We start from the raw sequence: 25551 nt of genomic DNA, 5'->3' as shown, positions 1-25551 counted from the left end.
CGGATCACTCCTCGAGCAGGCCCATCATCTCCGGCAGTCCGAGCGACAGCTCGGGGATGAACGTGACGGCCAGCAAGAGCAGCACCAGCCCGGCGAAGTACGGCAGCAGCCTGGGCACGACCTGCTCGATCGACACCCCACTCACCCCGGTTCCGACGAACAGCACCGACCCGACCGGCGGCGTCATCGTGCCGATACACATCGCGAGGATCAGCACCATTCCGAAGTGGACCGGATCCATGCCGAGCTCCTCCGAGATCGGAAGCAGGATCGGCGTGAAGATGAGGATCGCGGGCGTGATGTCCATGAAGGTGCCGACGGCCAGCAACACCACGAGCATCAGCAGCAGGACGACGACCTTCGAATCGGCCATCGACAGCAACGTGTCGGTGATTGCACCCGGGATACCCGTGTAGGCCATGACCCATGACATGCCCGCGGACGCGGCGATGAGGAACATGACGATGCCGGTCGCGACGACCGTACGGGTGACGACATCCTTGAACGCCGACCACGACATGCTCCGGTAGACCAGCGACAGCACCAACGTGTACAGCACGGCGATGCCGGCGCCCTCGGTCGCCGTGAACACGCCGAACACGATGCCGCCGACCACGACGACGATCAGCAGCAGGCCGGGCAACGCCCGGAGGAAGACGCGGACGGCCTCGGCCGCTCCGACGCGGCCCAGTTTCGGATATCCCTGCCGCCGCGTGAACACGTAGGCGATCGCCATGATCACGATGCCCATGAGGATGCCGGGAACGTATCCGGCCATGAACAACGCCGACACGGACACGCCGCCTGCCACGGTCGAGTAGACGATGGCTGCCGTCGTCGGCGGGATGAGCAATCCGCTCGGCGCGGACGCGATGTTGACCGCCGCACCGAAGGCCGGGTCGTAGCCGGCCTCCTTCTGCCGGTCGTGCAGCGTACTGCCGATCGCGGCGGCCGACGCGACGGCCGAACCGGACAGCGACCCGAACAGCGTGTTGGCCACGACGTTGGTGTGGGCCAACGCGCCGGGCACGCGCCCCACCGCGACGAGGGCGAGGTCGACGAGTCGACGGGCGATGCCGCCGGTGTTCATGATCGTGCCCGCGAAGATGAACAGCGGGACCGCCAGCAGCGGGAAGCTCTCGATGCCGACGTTCATCTGCTGTCCGACGACATAGGTGGCATCGCCTGCCGGCAGGAACATCAACGCGGTCACCATCGCGGCGACCCCCAGCGACACCGAGATCGGCACGCCGGCGAACAGCAGCAGGAAGAAGGCGCCGAACAGGATGGCGGCGGCGGTCAGGGCGCCCATCAGTCTGTCCTCTCCGTCTCGGCGGGGACCTCACCGGTGAGGTCCTCCCAGATGTTCAGCACCTGCGCGAACACGATCGCGACACCGGCGATCGGCCCGATCGTGTACACCAGGCCGCGGGAGACGCCCAGCAGTGCCGAGTAGTTGGTGGCCGCGCTAAGCGCCAGCATCGTCCCGCCGACGATCAGCACCACGACGGCGAAGACGAGCACGAGCACGTCGGTACCGACGATCAGGGCCTTCTGCGCCGACGGCGAGAGGCGGTCCCGCACGAACAGCAGCGCCATGTGTTTGCGGTGCAGGAACGCATAGGCGGCACTGATCATGGACGTCCAGATCAACGCGTACCGGACGAGTTCCTCGGTGAAGGCCGCCGGTTCGCCCAGCACGTACCGCGTGAACACCTGGTAGAGCACCAGCGCGGTCATGACGACGAGGAGACCGCCGGCGAACCCCGCCAGCACGCGGCCGAGCACCCGCCGCACCCGATTCAGACGATCATGCGTGGTCATACCGCTCCTCAGCTCCTGCCCGACTCGATGACGGACAGAAGTTCCGCGACCTCGGGATACTCCTCGGCGTACCGGTCGACGACCGGCCGCGTGGCCCTGCGGAAGGCGTCGGTGTCGACGTCGTCGACGAACCGCACGCCCATCTCCTTGGCGTCGGCGACCGACTGCTCGACGGTCTCGGCCCACGCCTCCTTCTGCTTCTCGGTGGAGGCCCGTGCCGCATCGGACAGCAGCTTCGCGTCGGCCGGATCGAGCCGGTCCCACGTCTCGGTGCTGATGACGAGCACGTCGGGAATCCAGGTGTGCTCGGTCATCGAGAACACTTTGGACACCTCACCGTGTGCGCTGTCGGTCAGCACCGTCTCGTTGCTCTCCGCACCGTCGATCAGGCCGGTCTGCAGCGAGGTGTAGGTGTCCCCGAAGGCCATCACCACCGGTGCCGCACCGAGATCGCCGACGAAGTCGGTCTGCGAGCGCATGCCCTGCACCCGCAACTTCAGCCCGCGCAAGTCCTCCGGTTTCCGTACCGGCGTGTTGCGGGTGTAGAACGAGCGGGCTCCCGAGCTGTAGTACGTGAGCCCGACGAATCCGTCGTCGGCCGTCGACCGGAAGTACTTCGCCATCTCCGGCGAGTCCATCACGTCGTAGAACTCGCGCTCGTCCTCGAAGATGTAGGGCAGGCCGAAGGTGTGGTAACCCGGGTCGTAGGTCGCCAATCCGGGTGCGCTGACCCTGGTCATGTCGACGATGCCCTCGTGGAGCTGGCCGAGCACGTTGGGCTCGTCGCCCAGCTGGCCGTTGCCGTAGATCTTCACCTCGATGCGGCCGCCGCTGCGCCGCTTCACGTCCGAGGCGAACTCGGCCAGTGCCTGAGAGGTCACGTGGTCGTCGCCGAGGTTGTTCGCCAGGGTCAGCACCAGAGGGTTCTCCGGCGTCGCCTCGGCGCTCGTCCGGGCACCCGAGGCAGGCGCGCACGCCCCGAGTGCCGCGACGACGACCACGGCGACGATGCCGCTGACACCGCGGATCAGTCGGTTCCTCATGCCTGCCTTCCTCACATGCCGATCATGTCGACGGGCTCGAACGAGATGTCGACGGTGAGATCACCGCCGTGGTCGGGCGTCTTGACCAACACCGAGCCGAGGCCGATGTCGTAGTGCCAGCCGGACTCGGCGGCGTCGAACCGGCCGCGGTGGAGCTGCTGCGGCACTTCCCGGCCGTCGACGAGCACCCGGTGCGGGCATCGGCCGGGCCGCACGACGTCGAACAGCAGCCGCTCGAGGGCGCTGCGGTACTCGCCGCGCCGGGTCAACCGCAGCCGGACGTGCGTTCCCGCCGTCATACGGATCTCCGTCTCGCGGAACTCGCCGCGTTCGTGGGCGCGGGTGAGGCCGTCGTCCTCGTAGAGGGTGAACCGGCCGTCGTGGTCGGGAACGCAGATCAGTCGCAGGTCCGTCACCTCGTCGCGGGTGAGACTGGTCAGCGGGTTCTCCGCCACCGGAACGATTCCGCCACCGCGCAGGAACAGCGGAATCGAACCGAGGTCGACCGGCAGTTCGGCGACCTGCCCGCCCTCGTACCGCCTGCGCGTCCAGGCGTCGTAGAACACCTCGCCCTCGGGCAGCCGTACGGTGCGCGTGCGTGCGCCGGGTTCGAGCACGTTCGCCACGAGCAGCGAGTCGCCGAGCATGAACTCCTCGGACACCTCGTCGACGCCGTGATCGTCCTGGAACGCACTGACGAGCGGCTCCATGATCGGCCAGCCAGTCTCCGCGGCACGCGCCGTCAGCGAGTACAGGTACGGGAAGAGCCGGTAGCGCAGCCGGATCGCGTCGCGGACGTGCTGGGTGTACGCCGGATACATCCACGGTTCGGTGACCGTGTTGTCGGCGTTGACCGAGTGGATCGAGAAGCGCGGTTGGAACACGCCGTGCTGCACCCAGCGCACCAGCAGTTCCGGATCGGGTGCGGGGCCGTGGAACCCGCCGATGTCGCAGCCGTGGTGCGGGAAACCCGATAGGCCCATCCCGAGGATCGTGGCGACGTTGTGCCGCAACGAATCCCACGACGTCGAGTTGTCCCCCGCCCAGCTCTGGGCGTAGCGCTGGATGCCCGCGTGGCCGGAGCGGCACACGATGTAGGGCCGGGCGTCCGGTGCCGTGTCGGAGACGGCGTCCCGCGCGACCCGGCACATGAGGTTCGACATGACGTTGCGCAGCCTGCCGACCGTCGCGCCCGCGCCCTCGAAGTCGACGCGCGAGTCGGCGTCGATGATGCCGTCGTACTCGCAGTTGTCGTTCCAGACCGACGTCGTGCCCTTGCTCAGCACCGACTCGGTCAGCCACCGCCGCCACGCCTCGCGCGCGGCAGGCTTGGTGAAGTCCACGAACCGGCCGGGACCGCCCCACCACGCTCCGGTCGCCGGTCCCTCGCCCGCCACCGCGACCGCGTCCTCGCTGCGGGTGACGAACACGTCGGCGTCGGTGAACTCGGCCAGCCGCGGATGGACGTCGAGCACACCCGGTTTGACGTTCGGCGACACGGTGATGCCGCGTTCGGACATCGCCGAGAAGAAGCCCTCGGGGTCGGAGAATCTGCGCTCGTTCCACGTGAAGACACAGCGCTTGGCGCCGGCCTCGGTGTCCTGTGTGGTGTAACCCGACGAGAGCTGGAACCCGTCGACCGGGATCCCTTCCTCCCTCGCGATGTCGATGAACTCGGTGATCGCGCGGTCGCTGCCGGCGTCCAATTCGGAGTAGTACATCGACGAGGCGAGGTAGCCGAGCGCGTACTTCGGCAGCAACGGCGGGCGTCCGGTCAGCACCGTGTAACGCCGCAGCACCTCGCGGATTCCCGGGCCGGCGATCAGGAACAGGTCGACGTCGCCGCCGTCGGTGCGATAACGACTGTGCGGCGGCCAGTAGTTGCTCCGCTCCCGCCCGAGATCGAAATCGCAGTCGTAGGTGTTGTGGTAGAAGTACCCGACCGCTTTCCGATTCCGCCGATTCATCTTGACGTAGAACGGAATGTGCTTGTACAGCGGATCCGTTTCCCGCGGGTCGTAGCCGAGCGCGTCCTTCGGACTCATCGTGATGAGTTTCTGCGCCTTGTTCAGCGGACCGGTGGTCTCACCGAACCCGTAGAACGCGTCGTCGCGCGAGATCTCACTGGTGTGGATGCGGCGGCCGTTCGCGTCCTGGCGGTAGCCGAGGCCGACGACGTCCGTGTGCAGAACGGTCCCCTCGTCGTCGCGGACGCGGATGCGGAACGGCTCCCTGTCGATCTCCACGCGGAAGTTCCCGCCGGTCACGGAGATGACGTCGCCCTGTTCGCCGAGTTCGCACGGCGCAGGCGACACCCGGGTGCGTTCCTCGCCGAGCACGTCGTCGAGCCGGTCCGGCCAGGCCGTGGTGGCGAGCGTGTAGGACTCCTCGGCGAAATCGCCGTCGAAACCCGCACGAATACGCAGAATGCCGTCGGCGAGGACGGTCAGCCGGATCTCGACACCGTCGGTGTGGACCCGGACCGTCTCGCCGATCCGTTCCACTCGTTCGACTCGGGATGTGACGCGCACGGGGGACTTCTCTCGATCTCGCGAATTGCTTTAGCGGCCGGGCCCGACCACCTCGGGCACCGACATGTCCTCACCAATCATGAACGGTTCCGTCCTGTAGCCGGTTCACCGGCAAGTAGGCCCGTTCGTAGGGATACTTCGCCGCGAGCTGCTCGTCGACGTGGACGCCGAGACCGGGTTCCTCGCTCGGCCGCAGTCCACCGTGGGCGAACTCGTACGTCGGTCCGAAGACCTCCCGCGTCTGCTCACTGTGGACCATGTACTCCTGGATGCCGAAGTTGTGCAGGGCCAGGCCGAGGTGCACGGCCGCGGCGAGACCGACGGGCGAGACGTCCGTCGGACCGTGCATCCCGGATTTGACCTGGTACATCGCGGCGTAGTCCATGATCCGCCGCACGCTGCTGATCCCGCCCGCGTGCGTGATCGGCGAGCGGACGTAGTCGATGAGCTGCTCGCGGATCAGGTGCTGGTAGTCCCACACGGAGTTGAACACCTCGCCGATCGCCAACGGCGTCGTCGTGTGGTGCCGCACCCATCGCAGCGCCTCCTGGTTCTCGGCCGGGGTGACGTCCTCGAGCCAGAACAGGTCGTAGGGCTCCAGTGACTTGCCGAGCTTGGCCGCCTGGATCGGCGTGAGGCGGTGGTGCGCGTCGTGCAGCAAGGCGATGTCCTCGCCGAACTCGCCGCGGACGGCCTCGAACACCGACGGCACGTGCCGCAGATAGGCGCGCGTGTCCCAGCTCTCCTCGGCGGGCAGCGCCGCGCGGCGGGCGGGTTCGTAGTCGTAACGGGCGTCGCTTCCGGCGCCGACCGACGCGGCCGCGCTCGAGGCGACGCCGTACACCGAGTCCAGCCCCGGCACACCGGTCTGGATGCGGATGGCGCGGAACCCCTCGTCGAGGTGCTTGCGGACCGAGTCGAACAGTTCGGGGATGTCCTTGCCGCTCGCGTGGCCGTAGACCAGGCACCGCTCGCGGCTGGCCCCGCCGAGCAGCTGGTACAGGGGCAGGCCCGCGACCTTGGCTTTGATGTCCCACAACGCGGTGTCGACGGCCGCGATGGCCGCCATCGTCACCGGGCCGCGCCGCCAGTAGGCCCCGCGGTACAGGTACTGCCAGGTGTCCTCGATGGCGTGGGCGTCGCGGCCGGCCAGCAACGGCACCACGTGGTCGGTGAGGTAGCTGGCGACGGCCAGCTCCCGGCCGTTCAACGTGCCGTCGCCGTAGCCCACCACCCCGTCGTCGGTGGTGATCCTCAGCGTGACGAAGTTGCGCCCAGGGCTGGTGGCGATCACGTCGGCGCGCTCGATGAGCACTGGTCCTCCTTGACTCCGAACGACGAGCAGCCGCCGGTGCGCCTGCCGGGAACGGCCGTGCGAGCGCCGGGGGCCTCGTGGTCGGTTCAACGTAAGAGCCGCCCCGTAGACTGGCAATCAGTTGCCATTTGTTGCCATCAGGCGGAACACCGCCGCCGCGGCCTGGGAGGGAACGGCGTGGACGAGGCGAGGCCGACGATCTACGACGTGGCTCGCCGCTGCGGTGTGGCCGCGTCCACCGTGTCGCGCACGTTCTCGCATCCGAGCCGCGTCAATCCCGCCACCAGGGAGAAGGTCCGCGCGGCCGCCGACGAGGTCGGCTACGTGCCGCGCCCGCTCGCCCGCGCGGAGGCTCCGGGGCGGACGAGGACGTTGACCCTGGTCGTCACCGACATCGCCAACCCGTACTACGCACCGCTGATCAAGGCGGCGCAGGCCCAGGCGCTGGCGAGCGACTACACCCTCGCCCTCACCGACAGCGACGAGTCGCCGCGCGTCGAGGTCAGCAACCTCCGGCAACTGCTGGCGACCACGAGCGGAGCCATCCTGGCGACGTCCCGGCTGTCCGACGACGTCATCCGGCAGCTGGCCCAGCACCGCCCGCTGGCCATCGTCAACCGCGAGATCGACGGGGTGCCCAGCCTGGTGGTCGACACCGCGGGTGGCATGCGCAAGGCCGTCCGGCACCTGGCCGCCATCGGGCACCGCCGGATCGCGTACCTGTCCGGTCCGCGCAACTCGTGGATCAACGGCGCCCGCTGGCAGGCGGTTCGTCAGGAGTCCGCGGCGCTCGGTCTCGACGCCGCGTTCCTGGGTCCCTACGCGCCCAACCGGCAGGGCGGTCACGAAGCCGCCGACGCCCTGATGTTGCAGCGCGCCACCGCGGCGGTCGCCTACAACGACCTGATCGCGATCGGCACGTTGCAACGGTTGCAGTCCGCGGGCGTGCGCGTGCCCGACGACTTCAGCCTCATCGGTTGCGACGACATCTTCGGCGCCGACCTGACCGTGCCCGCGCTGACCACGATCGCGGGCCCGACCGAACGTCTCGGCAGATCCGCCGTGGACGCCCTCCACGCGCAGATCGCGCACCGCACGGCGGGCGATTCGGCCGTGTTCGACGCCCACCTCGTCACCCGTGGGTCCACCGCACCGCCGCCCGCGGCGTCCCGGTGACACGCGAGTACCAGCCGCTGCCGAGTACCCGGCCTTCCCGGGCGCGGCGCGTGCCGTGGTGACAACTGACGGCAACTAGTTGCACCCGGCGACCGCGGCACGCGAGGCTGCCCGCATGGACCGCGGCACGACAGACAATCCCGCCAACCCCGCTCCGCAGCGCACGTCCCGCGCCCACCGCGACACCCGGGGCCCGGGCGGCCGGGTACCGCTGGCTCCGCATCCCGACCGGCTGCTGCCGCCCGAGCCGTCACAGCGCGCCATCGCGCGCCGGCTCTACGAGAGCGTCCGCGATCTGCCGGTGATCAGCCCGCACGGCCACGTCGACGCGCGACTGCTCGCCGAGGACGAGGCGTTCACCGATCCGGCCTCGCTGTTGGTCACGCCCGACCACTACGTGACGCGGCTGCTGCACGCCCACGGTGTGCCCATGAACGAGCTCGGCCTGCCCGACCGGGACAACGCTGGGGCTCCGGCGGAGCCGCGTGCCGTGTGGCGTGCCTTCTGCGAGCACTGGCATCTGTTCCTCGGCACGGCGTCGCGGCAGTGGATCGAGGCCGAGCTCCACGACGTGCTCGGCGTGACGGTGCAGCCGTCGGCCGAGACCGCCGACGAACTCTTCGACGAGCTCACCGAACGGCTGCGCAGGCCCGAGTTCCGGCCGCGCGCGCTGTACGAGGCGTTCGGCATCGAGGTGCTGGCGACCACCGACGATCCGGCGGACGATCTCGCCCACCACCGCGCCCTCGCCGACGATCCGTCGTGGCCCGGCCGCGTGGTGCCCACGTTCCGCCCCGATCGCTACCTCGACGCCACGAAACCCGACTGGCCCGCGGCGCTGGACGCACTCGCCGAGGCGAGCGGCATCGACACCGGCGACTACGCGGGGCTCGTGCGCGCGCTGGAGAACCGCAGGGAGTACTTCCGCGCCCGCGGCGCCACGGCCACCGACCACAGCGCACCCGACGCAGGCACGCTGTTCCTCGACGCCGGCGAGGCACAGCGGCTGTTCGAGCGGGTCCGGTCCGGTTCGGGCGGCCCCGAGGACGCGCGTGCACTGTCGCGGCAACTGCTCGGCGAGATGGCGCGTATGTCCAGTGAGGACGGCATGGTCATGGCGCTGCACACGGGCGTCCGGCGTAACCATCATCCGGAGACGTTGCGCCGCTTCGGCCCCGACACCGGGCACGACATCCCGTTGCAGGCCGAGTTCACCACGACACTGCAGCCCATGCTGGAGCGGTTCGGCACGAATCCGCGGTTCCAGACGGTCGTGTTCACCCTCGACGAGACCGTGTTCTCGCGGGAGCTCGCTCCACTGGCCGGTTTCTACCCGTCGGTGTACCTCGGCGCGCCGTGGTGGTTCCTCGACGCGCCGCGCGCGATGCAGCGGTTCCGGGACGCGGTCACCGAGACGGCGGGCTTCTACCGCAACGCCGGCTTCATCGACGACACGCGCGGGTTCTGTTCCATCCCGGCCCGCCACGACACGGCACGCAGGGTGGATGCCGCACATCTGGCGAGCCTCGTGGCCGAGCACGTCGTCAGCGAGGACGACGCGGCGACGGTGATCCACGACCTGCACGACCGCCAGCCGCGCACGGCGTTCCGCCTCTGATGCCGGACAACGCCGCGCCCCGGCTCTCGCGAGCCTCCGCGTCGACCCGGCCGCCCGCCCCGGTGCGTGCCGTCCACCTCGGACTCGGCGCGTTCCATCGTGCCCACCAGGCGGTGTACACGATGTCCGATTCGGACTGGGGAATCGCGGCCTACACGTTCCGCAACACCACGCTGCCGCGCACGCTCACCGAACAGGACGGGCTGTACACCCTCCAGGTGCGCGGCGACGGCAAACCGCGCGCCGAGATCGTCGACGCGATCAGCAGGGCGCACCCCGGCGGGGACACCGACCGGTGGCTGGCCGATCTGGCGTCACCCGACGTGGCGTTGCTGACGCTGACGATCACCGAGCCCGGCTACCGCACCGGCGGACACGGCAGCGCGATCGACCGCGTCGTGGCCGGGCTGCGTGGACGTCACCGGGCGGGCGGCGATCCCATCGCCCTGGTGCCGTGCGACAACCTGCCCGGCAACGGTGGCGTGCTGCGGGACGCGCTGGCTGCGGCGACGCGGGAGGAGGACGCCGCGTTCCGCGCGTGGCTCGAGGAGCACGTGTCGTTCGTCGACACCGTCGTCGACCGCATCACCCCGGCCGCGACCGACGAGGACGCCGCGACGGCCGCGCGGCTCACCGGTTTCGCCGATCACGCTCCCGTGGTGACCGAACCGTTCAGCGAATGGCTGCTGGCGGGGCGGTTCCCGCTCGGCAGGCCGGCGTGGGAGAACGCGGGGGCGCGATTCGTCGACGACCTCGCCGCCTTCCAGCAGCGCAAGCTGTGGTTCCTCAACGGCGCCCACACGCTGCTCGCCTACACGGGCCCCGCGCTGGGCTGCACCACGGTCGACGAGGCGATGCAGCATCCGACGCTGATGGCGTTGACGGAATCGTGGTGGGACACCGCGGCCCGGCACGCCACGCTGCCCGAGGAGGACCTCCGCGATTACCGGCAGCGTCTCCTGCAGCGGTTCGCCTCCCCCGGCATCCGGCACCACCTGCTGCACATCGCGGTCAACGGATCCCAGAAGATCCCGGCGCGGATCCTGCCGGTGCTGCGTGCCGAACGATCCGCGGGACGCCTGCCGGAGCCTGCGGTCGCGGTATTGGCCGGGTGGCTGATCCACCTGCGGGACAGGGAGGTCGCCGACCCGCGCGCCGACGAACTCGTCGCACTGGCCCGTTCCGGCAACGGCGCCCGCCAGGTGGTGGCCACTGTGGACAGCGAGCTCGCCGAGGACGGCGCGCTGATCTCCGCCGTCGACGACTACGTCGAGCACCTCCGCTCGGCCGGATAAGCCGTCACCGCCGTGCCTCCCGGTCAACGGCCGCGAGCGCACCGGCGAGCCCGGACAGCAGGTAGCGGCGCCACAGCGGGGCAAGCCCGGCCCGGATCGCGAGGAAGCATCCGCGGCGGGGTTTGAACTCGTAGGTCCAGCGAACCACCGTTCCGGTGCCGTCCGGGGTGAAGGTCCACTCGCCGCGAACCCCGGAGACCAGTCGTCCGAGCACGTTGCTGAAGTCGGTCAGCTCGTAGGCGAAACTGCGGCCCCGGTCGTACTCGGTGAGGGTCTCGGTGGCAGACGAGCCATCGGTCAGCTGTGGATTCCGGGACGCGCCGACGTGGTCCCACGGGCCGGTCTGATTGCGGACGCCCTGCACTCCGGGGAACGGCCCCCAGCCCCGGAACACGAGCGACAGATCGATGGGCACGACGACGTCGAACGACCAGGCGGGGTCGGCGGCCGTCCGCCCCTGCACGGTGACCGCCACGGTGCGGTCCGAGCGCGAGATCAGCACCATGCCGACCATCCTGCCAGCCGCGGGCGGCGTCGACCCGTGCTTCGAGCACGGCCGGTCACGGACGTTGGCCTGCCGCCTCGCTCGTCAGTGCGTCGAAGGCGGCGCCAGCCTCGCGCGCGAGGGCGTCGGCTTCGTGTCCGGCCAGGCGCCACGCCGTGTGGTAGCAGGCCAGCGCGAGCTGCGCGGCGAGGACCGCCGATGCCTGCGGCGTGCCGCGCGTGACCAGGTGCTGTTCGAGACGATCGGCGTAGTGGCGGAGCTTGCGCGCGTGCCGATCGGCCAGCTCCGGGTGCCGGTCGACGAGCCTGGCGTAGGCCGCGTGCTGCTCCTCGGCACACAGCGCCACCACCAGTCGCCGCGCCTCGCCGAGCGCGGAGGCGAGGTCCGGCAGTGCCGGCGCGGCCGGGTCTTGTTCGGCGTTCAGCGCGCGCAGAGTGTCGCTTTCCCCGGAGAAGACGACCTCCTCCTTGTCGCCGAAGTACCGGAAGAAGGTCATACGACCGACGTCGGCACGAGCCGCGATGTCGTCGACGGTCACCGCGTCGAAACCACGCTCGTCGAACAGCGTGAACGCGGCCTCGGCGATCCGTTCCCGGGTCTGACGGCGCTTTCGCTCGCGCAGCGACTCCCCTGCGGCGATGTCGGCGTTCATCGCCCCGACACTAGCCGCTCAGCCGGGTCGCCTCGCGCCAGAGTTCCTCCTCCCGGGCCTCGTCGTAGGACTCCGGCGACGACGGAACCACTCGCCCGCGGTCGATGTAGGAACCGGACGGGCCGGGTGGCCCGGCGAGAATCGTCTCGGCCAGCCGGAGCCCGGCCTGCTGCGGCGTCATGCCCCGCCCGAGAGCCGACTGGAGCCGGAAGAAGCCCTTCGCCATGGCGCGCAACGGCGGCGGCGCCGCACGGAAGAAGTCCGTACCGGCCACGAGTGCCGGGTTGTAGGCGTGAACGGCCACCTCGGGCGGAAGCCGCCGAGCCAGTGCATGCGCCAGGTAGATGGTCCCGAGCTTGCTGGTCGCGTACGCGCGCCCGGCTTCCCGCGGGCCGCCCTCCCGAGGCCTCGCCAGCCGTGCCGGAGCGTCCCACCGGGGCGGCGGGGTCGCTCCGAGCGTGTAACGGAACTGTCCGAAGTGACTGTCGCTCGTGGTCAGCACGACCCATGCCGGCGCGGTGAACCGTTCCATCAACCGCCGAACGAGCAGCTGGTGCGCGAGCACGTTGACAGCGAAGGTCGTCTCGTACCCGTCGGCGGTCGCCGTGTCGGTTCTCATGAACACCACCCCGGCGTTGCCGAGAAACCCACCGAGCGGTGGCAGTTCCCCGTTGTCGAGGCCGGACGTGATCACGCCAGCCGCCCTGTCGACGTCGGCGAGCGAACCGAGGTCGCACGCGACACCGAGAACGCGGCCGGTACCGACCGCCGGGGCCAGTGCCTCGGCGGTGCCCGCGGCGTCACCGCGCGCCAGCACGACGTACCGGTCCTGCGGCCGCCGCGCGATCAGCGTTTTCGCGGCCTCACGGCCGAAGCCGCGGCTGACGCCCGTCAGCACGACGGTACGGGGGTTTTTGGCAAGCACGGCATCCATAGCGTCCACAGCACCCAACTTGATATTTAGTATCTTTTGATACTGAGTATCAGGTTATCCCTGTGGATACGAGTTGTCGACCGGTGCTGCTCCCCTGGTCACATCTCGCCGGCCGCGCAGCGTTCGGGCCTGCGCGCTGCCCACGGGTGCACCTGTTCGAGGAAGTGCGCAGCCCGGAGCAGGAGATCCTCCCGCCACGGGGCCGCCACGAGGTGCACGCCGACGGGCAGTCCGGACGGCTCGTCGTGGTGGATCGGCACGGAGACGGCAGGTTGGCCGGTGACGTTGAACAGCGAGGTGAACACCGCCATCGGATGGCTCGCCGTCACCGGGTCGCCGACCTCTCGCCAGGCACCGACCCGGGGCGGCAGACACGCCATCGTCGGTGTCACCAGTAGGTCGAAGGACACCGCGAACGCTTCGACGATGCGCCGGGACAGGCGTTGGGCCGCCTGCACGCTCTCGACGTACGCCAGCGAATCGACCGTCAGTGCCGCCTGCCGCTGAGCGCGGTTGTGCGGTTCGAGCCGATCCGGGTGCGCCACCGGAATCCCGGCGCTCGAGACGTTCCAGATCTTCATGAACACCGAGAGCAGCTCGTCGGCCGGCGGCAGTGGCAGCGCCGCGTCGACGACGTGGTGGCCTGCCTCCTCCAGCGCGCGCACCACCGTCCCCACCGCGGTCACGCACGCCGGATCCACGCCGATGCCGTCGATCGGCGACGTCGTGAGCACGCCGACACGCAGCCGGGCGTGCGCCGGGTCCGTCGACAGGGAGTCGGACAACCGGCGGTCGGACAGCAGAGGCTCGGACAGCAGGCCGGCGAACGAGCGTGCGGGCGAGGGCGGCGACCACCACGCACCCGGATCGTGCCGAGCGAGGACGTCGAGTGCGACGGCGGTGTCGGCGACCGTGCGGCTCACGACTCCGCTGGTGCCGAGGCCTTCCGCGTCGACGACCGAGCTCGTCACCCGGCCGCGGGTCGGCTTCAGGCCGACGAGCCCGGTGCACGAGGCCGGCACGCGGATCGACCCGCCGCCGTCCTCGGCGTGTGCGATCGGCGCCATGCCGGCCGCCACGGCAATCGCCGCGCCGCCCGACGAACCGCCGGGCGTGCGGTCGGGGTCCCACGGGTTGCGGGAGACGCCGTGCGCGTCGCTCTCGGTGAACGACGCGGCGCCGAACTCCGACGTCGTCGTCTTGCCGAGCGGGATCGCGCCGGCGTCGACGAACCGCCGCACGACCGGGTCCGACGCGCGTTTCGGCGCGTGGTCGGTCGCCAGCGAGCCGTAGGTGGTCGGCCAGCCCGCGACGTCGGCGAGGTCCTTGATCGGCACCGGGACGCCGTGCAGCGGCGGAAGATCCTCCGGCCGGCCTCGCGTGACCGCATCGGCTGCGGCGGATGCGGCGGCGCGGACCTCGTCGTCGGCGCGGTGACTGAACGCGTTGAAGACCGGATCGAGTGCGGCGATCCGGTCGAGATAGCACTCGGCGACCTCGACGGGACTCACGTCCTTCGCGCGGATCGCGGCGGCGAGGTCGACGACTGAGGTGTACGGATCGATCACGGTGGGCTCCTTCCTGACGTCCGTTCAGCCTGGCCATCGGGGTGGGAGCGGTCTTGGACGAATGTCGCGCGCGCCGGGCGGCTCTACGATGACGGCATGCGACCGGCCGAGTGGGCCCGAGACGGCGCCGCCGTGTGGGACATCGCCGTATGGAACCCGGCGGTGTCGAACAGAACGGGGGCGAACAGGCCTGAGCCGGCCGGGCCTGGGCCGGCCGGGTCTGGGCCGGACAGGGCGAGGCGACTGCCGGGACTGCGGATGGCCGGGTTCAGCGGCAGGACCACCGATCTCGTCGATCTTCCGGTGGTGCCACATCCCGCCGTCACGCTGTTCGTCGACCTGGGCGACGGACTGCTCGTCGACGACGTGAGTGGTGCTGCGCTGCGGGGTGGTGTGGTCGCCGGGTTGGAACCGCGAGGGGCGCGAGGTCGTGGGCGGCACATCGAGTGCTTGCAGGTCCGGCTCTCGCCGACGCTCGCCCATGCGGTGTTCGGCACCGGGCTGGACAGGAGTGTGGTCGCGCTCGAGGACGTGTGGCCGACGACGTTGCCGGAGCGGTTGCGCGCGGCCGGATCCTGGGCGGAGCGGTTCGCGATCGCCGAGGCGACGTTGGCGCGGCGCTGCGGGTCGGGTCGCCGGGTCGACGACGAGGTCGCGTTCGTGTGGCGGCGGATGGTGCAGCGGCGCGGCCGGGTGCGCGTCGAGCAGCTGGCGGACGAGACGGGGTGGAGCCGCAAACGCTTGTGGTCCCGGTTCCGCGGGCAGATCGGACTCGGGCCGAAACGAGCGGCGCAGCTGGTGCGGTTCGACGAGGCGGTGCACCGTCTCGCGGCCGGTGACAGTCCGGCGTCGGTGGCGGCGGCCGGAGGATATGCCGACCAGTCCCACCTGCACCGCGAGGTCGCGGCCTTCGCGGGGGTTACCCCGGCGGCGGTGGCGACCGCACCGTGGCTGGCCGTGGACGACATCGCCTGGCCCCGCTGAGGCCACCGGCGTGAGATCGGGCCGAACTCGGACCGCAACACACCCGCAAAGGGAACACCCACGATGGGGGTCCGGGGAACGCCCCGGGCGGGGTCTGCGAAACCAAACGGACCTGACGCTGGTCCCCACCCACCGGACCATGCCGCCAAAACCAGGAGCACGCACCGTAGGGGCCCGGGGGCTCGGCCCCCGCAACCAACACCCGAAACGAGAAACCGGCGAGCGCTCTCCGCGAGCACTCGCCGGTCATCGAGTGGAGGTGCCGGGAATCGAACCCGGGTCCTCTGTCGCCTCTCCAGGGCTTCTCCGTGCGCAGTTCGCTGTGCCTCTACTCGGCCCCACCGGTCACGCGAACAAGCCGGTGTGACGGGCCCAGCCACTGTTGGTGTCCCAACCGGTCCCCGTGGCCGGGACCGGTGGTGAGCCTTCTAGCTGATGCCGGCAAACCGGGTCGAAGGCTTACCCGGGCCGACAGACTCGCACTCGCTCAGGCGGCGAGGGCGAAGTCGCGCTGACTATTCGTCTTGGCGCTTATATTTAGTTGCGACGACGCTTTCGGTGGTCGTTGCCTGCACCGGCACGCTTCCCGCTGGATCAACGTCCAGAGTCGAAACCGTTCACCCCCTTGACGGGATCGGTGTGGATCACTCGTTCCACCCAGGATAACGCCCCCGTCCACCCGATCCTACCGGACTTGGGCGGGCAGCTGCATGTCACGGGGTGTTCGGGGCGGCGATGCTGGTTCTCGGGTCCCTGGCGTTGCTGTTGTCGAGTCTGCCGTTGGGCATCGTCTCGTTCGTGTTCCTGGTGACGACGTTCAGCGTGGGTGTGCCGTTGTCGCTGGTGTGGGCGGGCATTCCGGTGTTGATGGCGTTCGTGCTGGGTTCGCGCGGGCTGGCCGAGCTCGAGCGGGCACGGGTGCGGGCGTTGGCGGGCACGTCGGTGCCGCGGCCGTATGCCGTGTTGCCGTCTGCGGGCGCGCGGGCACGGTGGTTGACGCGGGTGCGTGATGCGCAGACGTGGCGGGACGTCGCCTACCTGTTGCTTCTGCTGCCGGTGGGGATCGTGGAGTTCACGCTGGCTGTGACGTTCTGGGCGTTGGCGTTGGGCCTGGTGGCGTTGCCGGTGTACTACCGCTTCCTGCCGGACGGGATCTACGCCTTCCCCGGGCACGATCTGCGCTGGATCGTCGTGGACTCGGTGCCGACGGCGTTGCCGTGGGCGGCGTTGGGGGTGTTGTTGGCGTGCCTGGCGTTGCCGGTCACGCGCGGGGTGGCCACAGGTCACGCGTGGCTGGCGGCGGCGCTGCTGGGTCCGTCGCGACGGCGCATGCGGGAGGCGGAGGCCGGGCCGGACATTCGCACGCCCGAACGGGAGCACGTGGTGGCAGGATGAAAGGCGCCTTGGCAGAAGGGGCGCCGCCGATGAACGAGGACCAACCGTGGCCCGGCACCTGGCGCACGATCGGCTACCAGGTGTTGACGTTGCCGGTGCGCCTGGTCCAGTTCGTCGTGCTGGTGACCCTGCTGGTCGCGGGGGTGGCCACGACGATCGTGTGGGTGGGCATCCCGCTGCTGATGGCCGCGACGCACTTGACGCAGTGGTTCGCCGACGCCGAACGACGGTGGCTCCGGCGCATGCTGCGCACCCCGGTCGCCGACGCGATCCGCGCGCAGGGTGACGGCAGCCGCGTCCGGAACTGGTTCGCGCGCATGGCCGACGCGACGACGTGGCGCGATCTGGCCTACCTCCTGGTGAGCTTTCCGCTCGCGATCGTGGAGTTCGCCCTCGGTGTGGTGTCGGCGATCGTGGTGCCGTTGGCGTTCACGGTCGCTCCCGGCGTGGGCTGGCTGCACGGCAAGCTGGCGTTGGCGCTGCTGGGACCGCCGCGTACGCAGCGGCTGGAGGCGAAGGCGTCCCGGTTGCAGGCCTCGCGGGCACGCGGGGTCGACGCGGCCGAGGCCGAGCGGCGGCGGATCGAACGCGACCTGCACGACGGTGCGCAGCAGCGGCTGGTCGCCGTGGCGATGACGGTGGGCCGCGCGAAGGCCAAGGTCGGTCAGGAGGACTCCGAGCTCGCGGGGCTGCTCGACGAGGCGCACGCCGATGCGAAGCTCGCCGTGTCGGAGTTGCGGGACCTGGCGCGCGGCATCTACCCGGCCGTGCTGGGCGACCGTGGGCTCGACGCGGCGCTGTCGGCTCTCGCAGCGAAGTCGCCGGTCCCGGTGGCGGTGACCGTCGACCTGCCCACGCGCCCGCCCGCGGCCGTGGAGACGACGACGTACTTCATCGTCGGCGAGACGCTGACCAACGCGGCCAAGCACGCCGAAGCCACACATATCGAGGTTGCCGTGCGGGGCGATGGCGATACGGTGATCGCCGAGGTGACCGACAACGGTCGCGGCGGCGCCGAGATGCGCCCGGGTGGCGGGCTCGCGGGCCTGGCCGATCGGGCGGCCACGATCGACGGTGTCGTCTCCGTGTCCAGTCCGCACGGTGGTCCGACGATGATCCGCGCCGAACTGCCCTGCGCCTGGTAGCTCAGCCGATCTGGGGGTTGTGGAGAGTTGCGCGTCGTCATCGCCGAGGATGCCGTCCTGCTGCGCGCCGGGGTGCAGCGTCTGCTCGCCGACGAGGGAATCGACACGGTGGCCGCGGTGGGCTCAGGGGACGAGCTGCTGGCCTCGGTCGAGCAGCACCGGCCCGACCTGGCCATCGTCGACGTGCGCATGCCGCCGACGTTCACCGACGAGGGGCTGCGCGCGGCGTTGCGTGCCCGTGAGAGGGTGCCGAATCTGCCGGTGCTGGTGCTGTCGCAGTACGTCGAGGAGACCTACGCCATCGAGCTGCTCTCCGGCGGTGCGGGCGGTGTCGGTTACCTGCTGAAGGAGCGGGTCGCGGACGTCGCGGACTTCCTCGACGCGATCCGCCGGGTCGCGGGCGGTGGCACGGCCATCGACCCCGAGGTGATCTCGCAGGTCATGGCACGGGGCAGGCGCAATCCGCTCGACTCGCTGACCGGCAGGGAGGGCGAGGTACTCGAACTCATGGCCCAGGGCCTGTCGAACTCGGCGATCGCCGCGAAGCTCGTCGTGTCGCACGGAGCCGTCGAGAAGCACATCGGCAACATCTTCCTCAAGCTCGGCCTCGACGGCAGCGCCGAGGAGCACCGCCGGGTCCGCGCGGTGTTGACCTACCTGGAACGCTAGGTGCTCCCAAGGGCCCCATAGTCGCGTTCAACGCGACTATGGGGCCCTTGGGAGTTTTGCCGGGGCGGTAGGGCTTGCCCCACCTGTCCGGTACGAAAACCGGTAGCGCGGGACGGTGGGTAGCTCCGCTGTGCGCGCATCGTTCGCTGACCAGGCTGAACGGTATGACCACGAGCCTCACGCCACCTGCCACGTCGCCTGTCGCGCCTGCCACTGCGCGCCCGACATCCCGGCCCACCGCGCCACCCACGCAGCCTCCGGGGCGGGATCGGTTTCTCGACCTGGTGCGAACGCTGGCCGTGGTGGGCGTGGTGGTGCAGCACTGGACGATGCCGGTGCTGAGTTACTCCGACGGGGTGCTGACCACGGGCAACGCGCTCAGCACCCCCGGCTGGTGGGTCGTGACATGGTTGTCACAGGTCATGCCGCTGGTGTTCTTCGCAGGGGGTGCGGCCAACCTGATCTCCCTGCGGCGGGCGAGCTCGACCCGCGACTGGCTCGCCGCACGGCTGCACCGGCTGTTGCTGCCGGTGCTGCCGCTGCTCGCGGTGTGGCTGCTCGTGCCGACACTGCTCCGTGACCTCGGCGCCCCGGAGCAGCCCGTGGCCGTGGCGGGGGCGATCGCGGCGCAGCTGCTGTGGTTCCTGGCCGTCTACCTGCTGACGGTCGTCACCACTCCCCTGCTGGCGGCCGCGCACCGCCGCGGCGGGCTCGCGACGTTCGGCGTGGTGCCGGCGTTCGCGGTTGCGGCGGCAGCCGTCGACGTCGTCCGATTCGGCGGCTTGCCCCAGCTGGCGGAGGTTCCGGTGGTCGGCTACGCCAACGCGGTGTTCGTGTGGCTTGCGGTCGCCCAGCTGGGATTTCACTACGCCGACGGCGGGCTCGCCCGACTGTCGACGAGCCGCGCACTCGCCCTGTCCGGCGCCGGGTTCACCGGGACGGCGCTGCTCGTGGCGTTCGGTCCGTACGCGCAGAGCATGATCGGCATGCCGGGCGATGCAGTGTCGAACATGAGCCCGCCCGCCGCGTGCCTCCTCACTCTGGCGGTCGGTCAGATCGGCCTGGCGCTCGCGGTCCGCCCGCTGCTCACGCGGCTGGCGCAGCGGCGGTGCGTGTCGACGGCGTTGGCGTGGGCCGCGCCCCGGTTCATGAGCATTTACCTCTGGCACATGCCGGCACTCGTGGTCGTCGCCGGGGTCGCGGTCGTCGGGCTGGGCCGTGCGACGCCGCAGCCCGGGACGGTCGCCTGGGCGGCGACACTGCCGGTCTGGCTCGCGGCCGCGGGCCTCGTGCTGCTGCTGTTGGTGCGGGTCACCGGCCGGTTCGAGACGGCACCACCGCAGCGCGCACTCGAGACGCAGACCCCGGCGCCGCTCGGCAGGCTCGTCGCCGCGGGCCTACTCGGCGCGACGGGCGTCCTCGGCCTCGCCGCGACCGGGTTCGGCAACGGACCCGAGCTGTGGGCGGCACTCATTGCCGGCGCGTACCTGCTCACCAAACCCGTCGTTGGCGAAGCGTCAAGGGAGCATTAGTCGGGATCAACGCAACTATGGGGCCCTCGGGAGCCTTGAACGGTGGGTCAGACGCCGAGGAGTTTGGCGGGCGTGTCGTGAAGAACGGCCCTGAGGAACGCATCGCCCAGCCGGTCGTCGGCCTCGGCCCATCCGGCGATGGCACGCAGCTGCGTGGCGTAGTCGTACGGGATGTTGGGGAAGTCGGTGCCCAGCACGACCCGGTCGGCGATGTCGGCCATCCGCGCGGGCCAGTCCTCCGGCACGGGCATGAAGCTCTCCGTGAACGGAACGCCGACCATCGTGGTGTCGAGATGCACGCGGGGGAACCGCCGCACCAGCTCCAGCGCCTCGGCGTACTCGGGCATCCCCGCGTGCGCCAGCACGGCGACCAGATGCGGATGCCGCGTCAGCACCTCGGCGAACACGTCGAGCCCGGTGTGCTCCCCCTGCAGCGGGCCGTGACCGCAGTGGATGACGGCCGGGATGCCGGCGTCGGCGATCGCGCCCCACACGGGATCGAGCAGCGCGTCCCTCGGGTCGTACGCGCCGACCTGCACGTGGACCTTGAAACAGCGCACGCCCGCGCGGATCGCCGTGTCCACGTAGGAGGCGGCCTCCGGCTCGGGGTAGAAGGTCGCGGTGGGTACCGCGTCGGCCTCCCGCTCTGCGAACTCGAGCGCCCAGCCGTTCAACCACTCGGCCATGCCGGGCTTGTGCGGGTAGACCAGCGGGGCGAACGCCCGCACCCCGAGCGACCGCAGCGTCGCGACGCGTTCGGCCTCGGGCAGCCGATAGTGCACCGGCCACGGCATGCCGTAGTGCTCCTCGGCGCGGTCGAAGTACGCCCACACCTTCTGGAGCATGCGGTCGGGAAGGAAGTGGACGTGGATGTCGACGAGACCGTCGAGCCCGAGCCCCCGCGCCCAGGCCGCGACGTCGTCGTCGGTGGCCGGACCCGTCACCGGCGGCCCGCGCGCTGCTTGTACTTGCCCTTGATCGCGCGCCCCATGGCCTTGGAGATCTCGCGCTGCGCGTCCCGCTTGGCGATGTCCTGACGCTTGTCGTGCGCCTTCTTACCGCGGGCCAGGGCCAGTTCGACCTTGACCTTGCCGTCCTTGAAGTACAGCGACAGCGGGACGAGGCTGACGCCGCTCTCCTTGGTCTTGCCGATCAGCTTCTCGATCTCCCTGCGGTGCAGCAACAGCTTCCTGGTGCGCCGCGGCGCGTGGTTGGTCCACGTGCCCTGGGCGTACTCGGGAATGTGCACGTTGCGCAGGAACACCTCACCGTCGTCGACCGTCGCGAACGCCTCGCTCAACGACGCCTTGCCGGCACGGAGGCTCTTCACCTCGGTGCCGGCGAGCGCGATGCCGGCCTCGTAGGTGTCGAGGATCGAATAGTCGTGTCGGGCACGACGGTTCGACGCGATCACCTTGCGTCCGACTTCCTTGACCATGTCTCGACTCTAACCGCCCTCGACCATGTGTCCTAACGGGTTAACACCGACCCACAACCGTAGGCGAACCGCCGCGGCCAGGCCGCGCTGAGGTTCCGCCACGGGAACCCCAGCGCAGGCCTGGACAATCCGCTAAGTACGGACGTAGGCGCGGAGCGTGACGTAACCGGTCACGGCCGAGATCAGGATCGACACGCCCAGCAGGATCGGCGCCACGGGGAACAGGATGTCGATCAGTTCGATCTTCGGAATCGCGCCGCCGGTCGCCTCGAGGATCCGGTCGAGCGCGATGTATTTGATCGCGATCAGTCCCCCGGTGCCGAGTACCGCACCGATGACGCCGGCGACCACCGCTTCGAGGAGGAACGGTAGCTGCGTGTACCAGCGCGTCGCACCGACGAGCCGCATGATGCCGACCTCGGTGCGCCGCGTGTAGGCCGACACCTGGATGGTGTTGGCGATCAGCAGCACCGCGGCGAGAGCGGCGATGAGGGCGACGATGAACGTGCCGTTCCGCCCGGAGTTCAGCAGGCTGAAGAACCGGTCGAGGAACTTGTTCTGGTCGTCGACGTTGGCGACGCCGGGCTGGTTGGAGAACTCCTGCACGATCACGTCGCTGCGTTCGGGGTCGAACAGCTTGACGTGCAACGAGGCGGGCAGCGACTCGGGCCGGGCGAGCTCGACGAGCTCGGGCTGGCCCTCGAAGATCCGCTGGAAACGCTCGTAGGCCTGCTCGCGGTCCTCGAACACGACCGACTCGACCGCCTGGTTGCTCTCGAGCGACTGGCGGATCGTCGAGCACGGCTCGGCGGTGCAGTTCTGGTCGTTGGCGCTGATGTCCTGCGTCAGATACACCGTGACCTCGACGTCGTCGAGGTAGCTGGCCTGCATCTTGTCGATCGTGCGGACGAACAGCAGCCCACCGCCGAACATCCCGAGTGAGATGGCGGTGGTCAGGATCATGGCGATGGTCATCGTGACGTTCCGGCGCAAGCCGGTGACGACCTCGCTGAAGACAAAGCTGGCGCGCATCTAGGGCACGGTTCCTTGGGAGTCGGGGGTCGGGTCTGGACGGGCGGGGGTGTGGCTCGCTGCGGGGGTCAGCGGCCGACGCCGTACACGCCTCGACGGTCGTCGCGGATGACCCTGCCGAGGTCGAGTTCGACGACGCGGCGGCGCATGGAGTCGACGATCGAGTGGTCGTGGGTGGCCATGACGACGGTCGTACCGGTGCGGTTGATCCGCTCCAGCAGCAGCATGATGTCCTGGCTGGTGTCGGGGTCGAGGTTGCCCGTCGGCTCGTCGGCCAGCAGCACCAGCGGCCGGTTGACGAACGCCCGCGCCATGGCGACGCGCTGCTGTTCACCACCGGAGAGCTCGTGCGGCATGCGGTCCGCCTTGCCGTCGAGACCGACGAGTTCCAGCACCTCGGGAACGACCTTGGTGATGGTGCGCTTCGGCTTGCCGATGACCTCGAGGGCGAACGCGACGTTCTCGGACACCGTCTTGTTGTTCAGCAGACGGAAGTCCTGGAAGACGCAGCCGATGGTCTGGCGCAAGCGGGGGACCTTGCGCCGGGGCATCTTGGCGACGTCGAAGTTCGACACCGACACCCGACCCTTGCTGGGCACTTCCTCCCGCAGGAGCAGTCGGAGGAACGTCGACTTCCCGGACCCCGAGGGTCCGATGAGGAAGACGAACTCACCCTTGTCCACGTCGACCGAAACGTTGTCCAGTGCCGGACGTGTCGAGGTCTTGTAGACCTTGGATACGGATTCGAGCTGGATCACGATTGGGCATCCTACCGTTGGGCGACGTTAAGGCCGGGTTGCCTGGCCTTCGGCCGCCGCGGCGCTGTCACCTGCGCCGATGCCCATCCGCTGGTCGAGCTAGGCCGCGTCGGCTTCCTGTTGCTTACGCCACCGGATGCCCGCGTCGAGGAACGCGTCGATGTCGCCGTCCAACACGGCGGACGGATTGCCCGATTCGTGCTCGGTGCGCAGGTCCTTGACCATCTGGTACGGGTGCAGCACGTAGGAGCGCATCTGGTTGCCCCAGCTGCTGCCGCCGTCCTTGAGGGCGTCGAGCTCGGCCTGCTCCTCCTCCTTCTTGCGCTGGAGGAGTTTGGCCTGCAGGACCTTCATGGCCGCGACCTTGTTCTGGAGCTGCGACTTCTCGTTCTGGCAGGACACGACGATGCCGGTGGGCTGGTGCGTGATGCGAACGGCCGAGTCGGTGGTGTTGACGCTCTGCCCGCCGGGTCCGGACGAGCGGTAGACGTCGATGCGGAGGTCCTTCTCGGGGATGTCGACGTGGTCGACCTCCTCGACCTCGGGCAGCACCTCGACGTGTGCGAAGGAGGTCTGGCGGCGGCTCTGGTTGTCGAACGGCGAGATCCGCACGAGGCGGTGCGTGCCCTGTTCGACCGACAGCGTTCCGTACGCGTAGGAGGCGCCGACCTTGAAGGTCGCGGACTTGATGCCCGCCTCTTCGGCGTAGGAGATGTCGTAGACCTCGGTGGCGTAGCCGTGGCGTTCGGCCCAGCGCAGGTACATGCGCATGAGCATCTCGGCGAAGTCGGCCGCGTCGACGCCGCCGGCCTCGGCGCGGATGTTGACCACGGCGTTGCGTGGGTCGTACTCGCCCGACAGCAGAGTGCGGACCTCGAGCGCGTCGATCGCCTCGGTGAGGGAGGAGAGTTCACTCTCGGCCTCGCTCTTGCTGGCTGGGTCGCCTTCGGCCTGTGCGAGTTCGTAGAGCACGCCCAGGTCGTCGAGCCGCTGGCGGAGTTCGCCGACGCGGCGCAGGTCGGCCTGCTTGTACGACAGCTGGCTGGTGACCTTCTGAGCGGCCTCGGGGTCGTCCCAGAGATCGGGGCGTGCCGCCTCCTCCTCGAGGGAGGCGACCTCCTGGCGCAGCGCGTCGATGTCCATGACGGATTCGACCTGCGTCAGCTTGCCGTCGAGGTCCTTGACGACGTCTTCGAACTCAGCACTCACGAATGACAAGGTTACGGCAAATCGTGCGGCCGCTTGAGGCGGCCGCACGAGATGCCGCTGCGCCGGGCTCGGCTCAGTTGGCCGAGACCGTGTCGAGGAGCTTCAGCGCCGCCTTGGCGTGCGCGAGGTCGAAGTCGGCGACGGCCTTGGTCACCGGGTCCTCGGCGGCCTTGGACACGGCCTTGGCGTTGTCGACCTGCTCGGTGTAGACGGCCTTGGCCGTGTCGAACAGGTTCTGCCGCTGCTTCTGGGTGAGCACGCGGGCGTGCACCAGGCGCAGGATGAGCGGCGAGCGCAGGTGGTCGGGCGCGGAGTCGGCGGCGACCCAGGCCTTGAAGGCCTTCTTGCCTGCTGCGGTGATGACGTACTGCTGACTGGAGCGCGGGCCCTGCTTGCCGAGGCGGACGTACCCGGCTTCGTGCAACGCGGGCAGTTCGCGGTACACCTGGCTCCGTGTGACGCTGAAGAACGCTCCGAAGCGTTCCTCGGCTCCGGAGACGAGTTCACCGCCGGTGGCGGGGCCGTCGTGAAGCAGTCCAAGCAGTGCTGCGGCTGTAGCGTTCAAATCGGACACGCCACTACGGTGCCACGTTCTGCCATTTCTGTCCACTGTGGCCCCAGTCGACGTCCACTGTGGAGCTGGGCACAGTCCACAAGCACCAGCTCATGCGGGCGATCGGCGCAGCGGTGTCGCCCACTCCGAGCAACGCCGGGTGACGCACGGTAGCTACCGCCGGTCTCGACAACCCTGCGCCTCCATCCCGTCACGCACCGCACATACCAACCGTCGCACCTGGGCGGCCGCGACGCAGCGGATTCCAACGCCCCTTGGGCGACCGCGAACGAGTAGGCCGATGCGAAGCGAGGCCGAAGGGGGTCCGGGGGCGAAGCCCGCCGGCCTGGGGCGTGGGGGGCTGGGCCCCCACAG

23 protein-coding genes and 1 other RNA gene are annotated in these 25551 nt (G+C 69.8%); 8 read left to right on the top strand and 16 right to left on the bottom strand.

Translation table 11 applies throughout. The features are described 5' to 3' along the window. Positions 1 to 4 precede the first annotated feature (4 nt). From IF64_RS0122305 to manD, 5 genes are all read right to left on the bottom strand, one after another. Positions 5 to 1312: a TRAP transporter large permease gene (locus IF64_RS0122305; RefSeq protein ID WP_030534127.1), complete on the bottom strand. Its 1308-nt coding sequence runs from the start codon at positions 1310 to 1312 to the stop codon at positions 5 to 7. Further along, on the bottom strand, positions 1312 to 1824 hold the full coding sequence (locus tag IF64_RS0122300; RefSeq protein WP_030534126.1) for a TRAP transporter small permease: 513 nt from the start codon (positions 1822 to 1824) through the stop codon (positions 1312 to 1314). The genes IF64_RS0122305 and IF64_RS0122300 overlap by 1 nt, the downstream gene beginning before the upstream one ends. A gap of 8 nt (positions 1825 to 1832) precedes the next feature. Further along, positions 1833 to 2867 (bottom strand): TRAP transporter substrate-binding protein, encoded by a 1035-nt coding sequence (locus IF64_RS0122295; protein ID WP_030534125.1) that lies wholly within the window; start codon positions 2865 to 2867, stop codon positions 1833 to 1835. Between the two features lie 11 nt (positions 2868 to 2878). Next, entirely contained in the window at positions 2879 to 5398 is a 2520-nt protein-coding gene (locus tag IF64_RS0122290) for a glycoside hydrolase family 31 protein (protein ID WP_051758074.1), read from the bottom strand. A gap of 70 nt (positions 5399 to 5468) precedes the next feature. Further along, positions 5469 to 6713, bottom strand: coding sequence for a D-mannonate dehydratase ManD (gene manD, locus IF64_RS0122285; protein ID WP_030534123.1), 1245 nt, complete (start codon positions 6711 to 6713; stop codon positions 5469 to 5471). A 177-nt stretch (positions 6714 to 6890) separates the two neighbouring features. Here manD and IF64_RS0122280 point away from each other — a divergent pair, with 177 nt between their 5' ends. The 3 genes from IF64_RS0122280 to IF64_RS0122270 all read left to right on the top strand — a co-directional run bounded on the left by IF64_RS0122280 (position 6891) and on the right by IF64_RS0122270 (position 10802). Next, positions 6891 to 7889: a LacI family DNA-binding transcriptional regulator gene (locus tag IF64_RS0122280; protein WP_030534122.1), complete on the top strand. Its 999-nt coding sequence runs from the start codon at positions 6891 to 6893 to the stop codon at positions 7887 to 7889. A 115-nt stretch (positions 7890 to 8004) separates the two neighbouring features. Beyond that, entirely contained in the window at positions 8005 to 9507 is a 1503-nt protein-coding gene (gene uxaC, locus IF64_RS0122275) for a glucuronate isomerase (protein ID WP_084706038.1), read from the top strand. After that, positions 9507 to 10802: a mannitol dehydrogenase family protein gene (locus IF64_RS0122270; protein ID WP_084706037.1), complete on the top strand. Its 1296-nt coding sequence runs from the start codon at positions 9507 to 9509 to the stop codon at positions 10800 to 10802. Before uxaC ends, IF64_RS0122270 begins: the two co-directional genes overlap by 1 nt. Positions 10803 to 10806: 4 nt before the next feature. Here the strand turns inward: IF64_RS0122270 and IF64_RS25655 are convergent, their stop codons facing one another. The 4 genes from IF64_RS25655 to IF64_RS0122250 all read right to left on the bottom strand — a co-directional run bounded on the left by IF64_RS25655 (position 10807) and on the right by IF64_RS0122250 (position 14461). Further along, a complete protein-coding gene (locus IF64_RS25655) occupies positions 10807 to 11307 on the bottom strand; it encodes an SRPBCC family protein (protein WP_036877577.1) in 501 nt (166 codons plus the stop codon). A gap of 55 nt (positions 11308 to 11362) precedes the next feature. Then, positions 11363 to 11959: a TetR family transcriptional regulator gene (locus IF64_RS0122260; protein WP_030534118.1), complete on the bottom strand. Its 597-nt coding sequence runs from the start codon at positions 11957 to 11959 to the stop codon at positions 11363 to 11365. 10 nt (positions 11960 to 11969) lie between these two features. Further along, positions 11970 to 12893, bottom strand: coding sequence for an SDR family NAD(P)-dependent oxidoreductase (locus IF64_RS0122255; RefSeq protein ID WP_030534117.1), 924 nt, complete (start codon positions 12891 to 12893; stop codon positions 11970 to 11972). 98 nt (positions 12894 to 12991) lie between these two features. Continuing rightward, positions 12992 to 14461, bottom strand: a complete 1470-nt coding sequence (locus IF64_RS0122250) for an amidase (protein WP_030534116.1) — start codon at positions 14459 to 14461, stop codon at positions 12992 to 12994. Between the two features lie 258 nt (positions 14462 to 14719). Between IF64_RS0122250 and IF64_RS0122245 the strand changes: the two genes are divergently transcribed. After that, a complete protein-coding gene (locus IF64_RS0122245) occupies positions 14720 to 15445 on the top strand; it encodes a helix-turn-helix domain-containing protein (RefSeq protein ID WP_145600625.1) in 726 nt (241 codons plus the stop codon). A gap of 251 nt (positions 15446 to 15696) precedes the next feature. Here IF64_RS0122245 and ssrA read toward each other — a convergent pair. Beyond that, positions 15697 to 16070: a transfer-messenger RNA gene (gene ssrA, locus IF64_RS26765) on the bottom strand. A gap of 110 nt (positions 16071 to 16180) precedes the next feature. Here ssrA and IF64_RS0122240 point away from each other — a divergent pair. The 4 genes from IF64_RS0122240 (at position 16181) to IF64_RS0122225 (ending at position 20186) form a co-directional block, all read left to right on the top strand. After that, on the top strand, positions 16181 to 16840 hold the full coding sequence (locus IF64_RS0122240; protein WP_051758079.1) for a sensor domain-containing protein: 660 nt from the start codon (positions 16181 to 16183) through the stop codon (positions 16838 to 16840). A 29-nt stretch (positions 16841 to 16869) separates the two neighbouring features. Continuing rightward, the gene (locus tag IF64_RS0122235) at positions 16870 to 17985 is read left to right on the top strand and encodes a sensor histidine kinase (protein ID WP_030534113.1); all 1116 of its coding nucleotides are present in this window, start codon (positions 16870 to 16872) and stop codon (positions 17983 to 17985) included. A gap of 27 nt (positions 17986 to 18012) precedes the next feature. After that, entirely contained in the window at positions 18013 to 18654 is a 642-nt protein-coding gene (locus IF64_RS0122230; protein WP_030534112.1) for a response regulator transcription factor, read from the top strand. Between the two features lie 164 nt (positions 18655 to 18818). Next, on the top strand, positions 18819 to 20186 hold the full coding sequence (locus IF64_RS0122225; RefSeq protein WP_084706036.1) for an acyltransferase family protein: 1368 nt from the start codon (positions 18819 to 18821) through the stop codon (positions 20184 to 20186). Positions 20187 to 20233: 47 nt separating this feature from the next. Here IF64_RS0122225 and IF64_RS0122220 read toward each other — a convergent pair whose 3' ends face one another. From IF64_RS0122220 to IF64_RS0122195, 6 genes are all read right to left on the bottom strand, one after another. After that, a complete protein-coding gene (locus IF64_RS0122220; RefSeq protein ID WP_030534110.1) occupies positions 20234 to 21130 on the bottom strand; it encodes an amidohydrolase family protein in 897 nt (298 codons plus the stop codon). Beyond that, positions 21127 to 21624, bottom strand: a complete 498-nt coding sequence (gene smpB, locus IF64_RS0122215) for an SsrA-binding protein SmpB (RefSeq protein ID WP_030534109.1) — start codon at positions 21622 to 21624, stop codon at positions 21127 to 21129. Before smpB ends, IF64_RS0122220 begins: the two co-directional genes overlap by 4 nt. A 132-nt stretch (positions 21625 to 21756) precedes the next feature. Next, the gene (gene ftsX / locus IF64_RS0122210; protein WP_030534108.1) at positions 21757 to 22656 is read right to left on the bottom strand and encodes a permease-like cell division protein FtsX; all 900 of its coding nucleotides are present in this window, start codon (positions 22654 to 22656) and stop codon (positions 21757 to 21759) included. Between the two features lie 68 nt (positions 22657 to 22724). Next, positions 22725 to 23414, bottom strand: coding sequence for a cell division ATP-binding protein FtsE (gene ftsE / locus IF64_RS0122205; RefSeq protein ID WP_030534107.1), 690 nt, complete (start codon positions 23412 to 23414; stop codon positions 22725 to 22727). A gap of 99 nt (positions 23415 to 23513) precedes the next feature. Further along, positions 23514 to 24623 (bottom strand): peptide chain release factor 2, encoded by a 1110-nt coding sequence (gene prfB / locus IF64_RS0122200; RefSeq protein ID WP_030534106.1) that lies wholly within the window; start codon positions 24621 to 24623, stop codon positions 23514 to 23516. Between the two features lie 73 nt (positions 24624 to 24696). Then, positions 24697 to 25197, bottom strand: a complete 501-nt coding sequence (locus tag IF64_RS0122195) for a PadR family transcriptional regulator (protein ID WP_030534105.1) — start codon at positions 25195 to 25197, stop codon at positions 24697 to 24699. Positions 25198 to 25551 lie beyond the last annotated feature (354 nt).

The organism is Prauserella rugosa (assembly GCF_000719975.1).
GTDB lineage: Bacteria > Actinomycetota > Actinomycetes > Mycobacteriales > Pseudonocardiaceae > Prauserella > Prauserella rugosa.
The sequence above is the reverse complement of the archived record's forward strand: the minus strand, read 5'-3'. Positions and strand labels throughout refer to the sequence as shown.

What these genes read in the sequence shown, in the direction of transcription:
- uxaC (WP_084706038.1), top strand. Translation starts at nt 8,005, where the DNA reads ATGGACCGCGGCACGACAGACAATCCCGCCAACCCCGCTCCGCAGCGC.
- IF64_RS0122305 (WP_030534127.1), bottom strand. Translation starts at nt 1,312, where the DNA reads ATGGGCGCCCTGACCGCCGCCGCCATCCTGTTCGGCGCCTTCTTCCTG.
- IF64_RS0122235 (WP_030534113.1), top strand. Translation starts at nt 16,870, where the DNA reads ATGAACGAGGACCAACCGTGGCCCGGCACCTGGCGCACGATCGGCTAC.
- smpB (WP_030534109.1), bottom strand. Translation starts at nt 21,624, where the DNA reads ATGGTCAAGGAAGTCGGACGCAAGGTGATCGCGTCGAACCGTCGTGCC.
- IF64_RS25655 (WP_036877577.1), bottom strand. Translation starts at nt 11,307, where the DNA reads ATGGTGCTGATCTCGCGCTCGGACCGCACCGTGGCGGTCACCGTGCAG.
- IF64_RS0122295 (WP_030534125.1), bottom strand. Translation starts at nt 2,867, where the DNA reads ATGAGGAACCGACTGATCCGCGGTGTCAGCGGCATCGTCGCCGTGGTC.
- ftsX (WP_030534108.1), bottom strand. Translation starts at nt 22,656, where the DNA reads ATGCGCGCCAGCTTTGTCTTCAGCGAGGTCGTCACCGGCTTGCGCCGG.
- IF64_RS0122245 (WP_145600625.1), top strand. Translation starts at nt 14,720, where the DNA reads ATGGCCGGGTTCAGCGGCAGGACCACCGATCTCGTCGATCTTCCGGTG.
- IF64_RS0122225 (WP_084706036.1), top strand. Translation starts at nt 18,819, where the DNA reads ATGACCACGAGCCTCACGCCACCTGCCACGTCGCCTGTCGCGCCTGCC.
- IF64_RS0122255 (WP_030534117.1), bottom strand. Translation starts at nt 12,893, where the DNA reads ATGGATGCCGTGCTTGCCAAAAACCCCCGTACCGTCGTGCTGACGGGC.
- IF64_RS0122300 (WP_030534126.1), bottom strand. Translation starts at nt 1,824, where the DNA reads ATGACCACGCATGATCGTCTGAATCGGGTGCGGCGGGTGCTCGGCCGC.
- IF64_RS0122270 (WP_084706037.1), top strand. Translation starts at nt 9,507, where the DNA reads ATGCCGGACAACGCCGCGCCCCGGCTCTCGCGAGCCTCCGCGTCGACC.
- IF64_RS0122240 (WP_051758079.1), top strand. Translation starts at nt 16,181, where the DNA reads ATGCTGGTTCTCGGGTCCCTGGCGTTGCTGTTGTCGAGTCTGCCGTTG.
- IF64_RS0122260 (WP_030534118.1), bottom strand. Translation starts at nt 11,959, where the DNA reads ATGAACGCCGACATCGCCGCAGGGGAGTCGCTGCGCGAGCGAAAGCGC.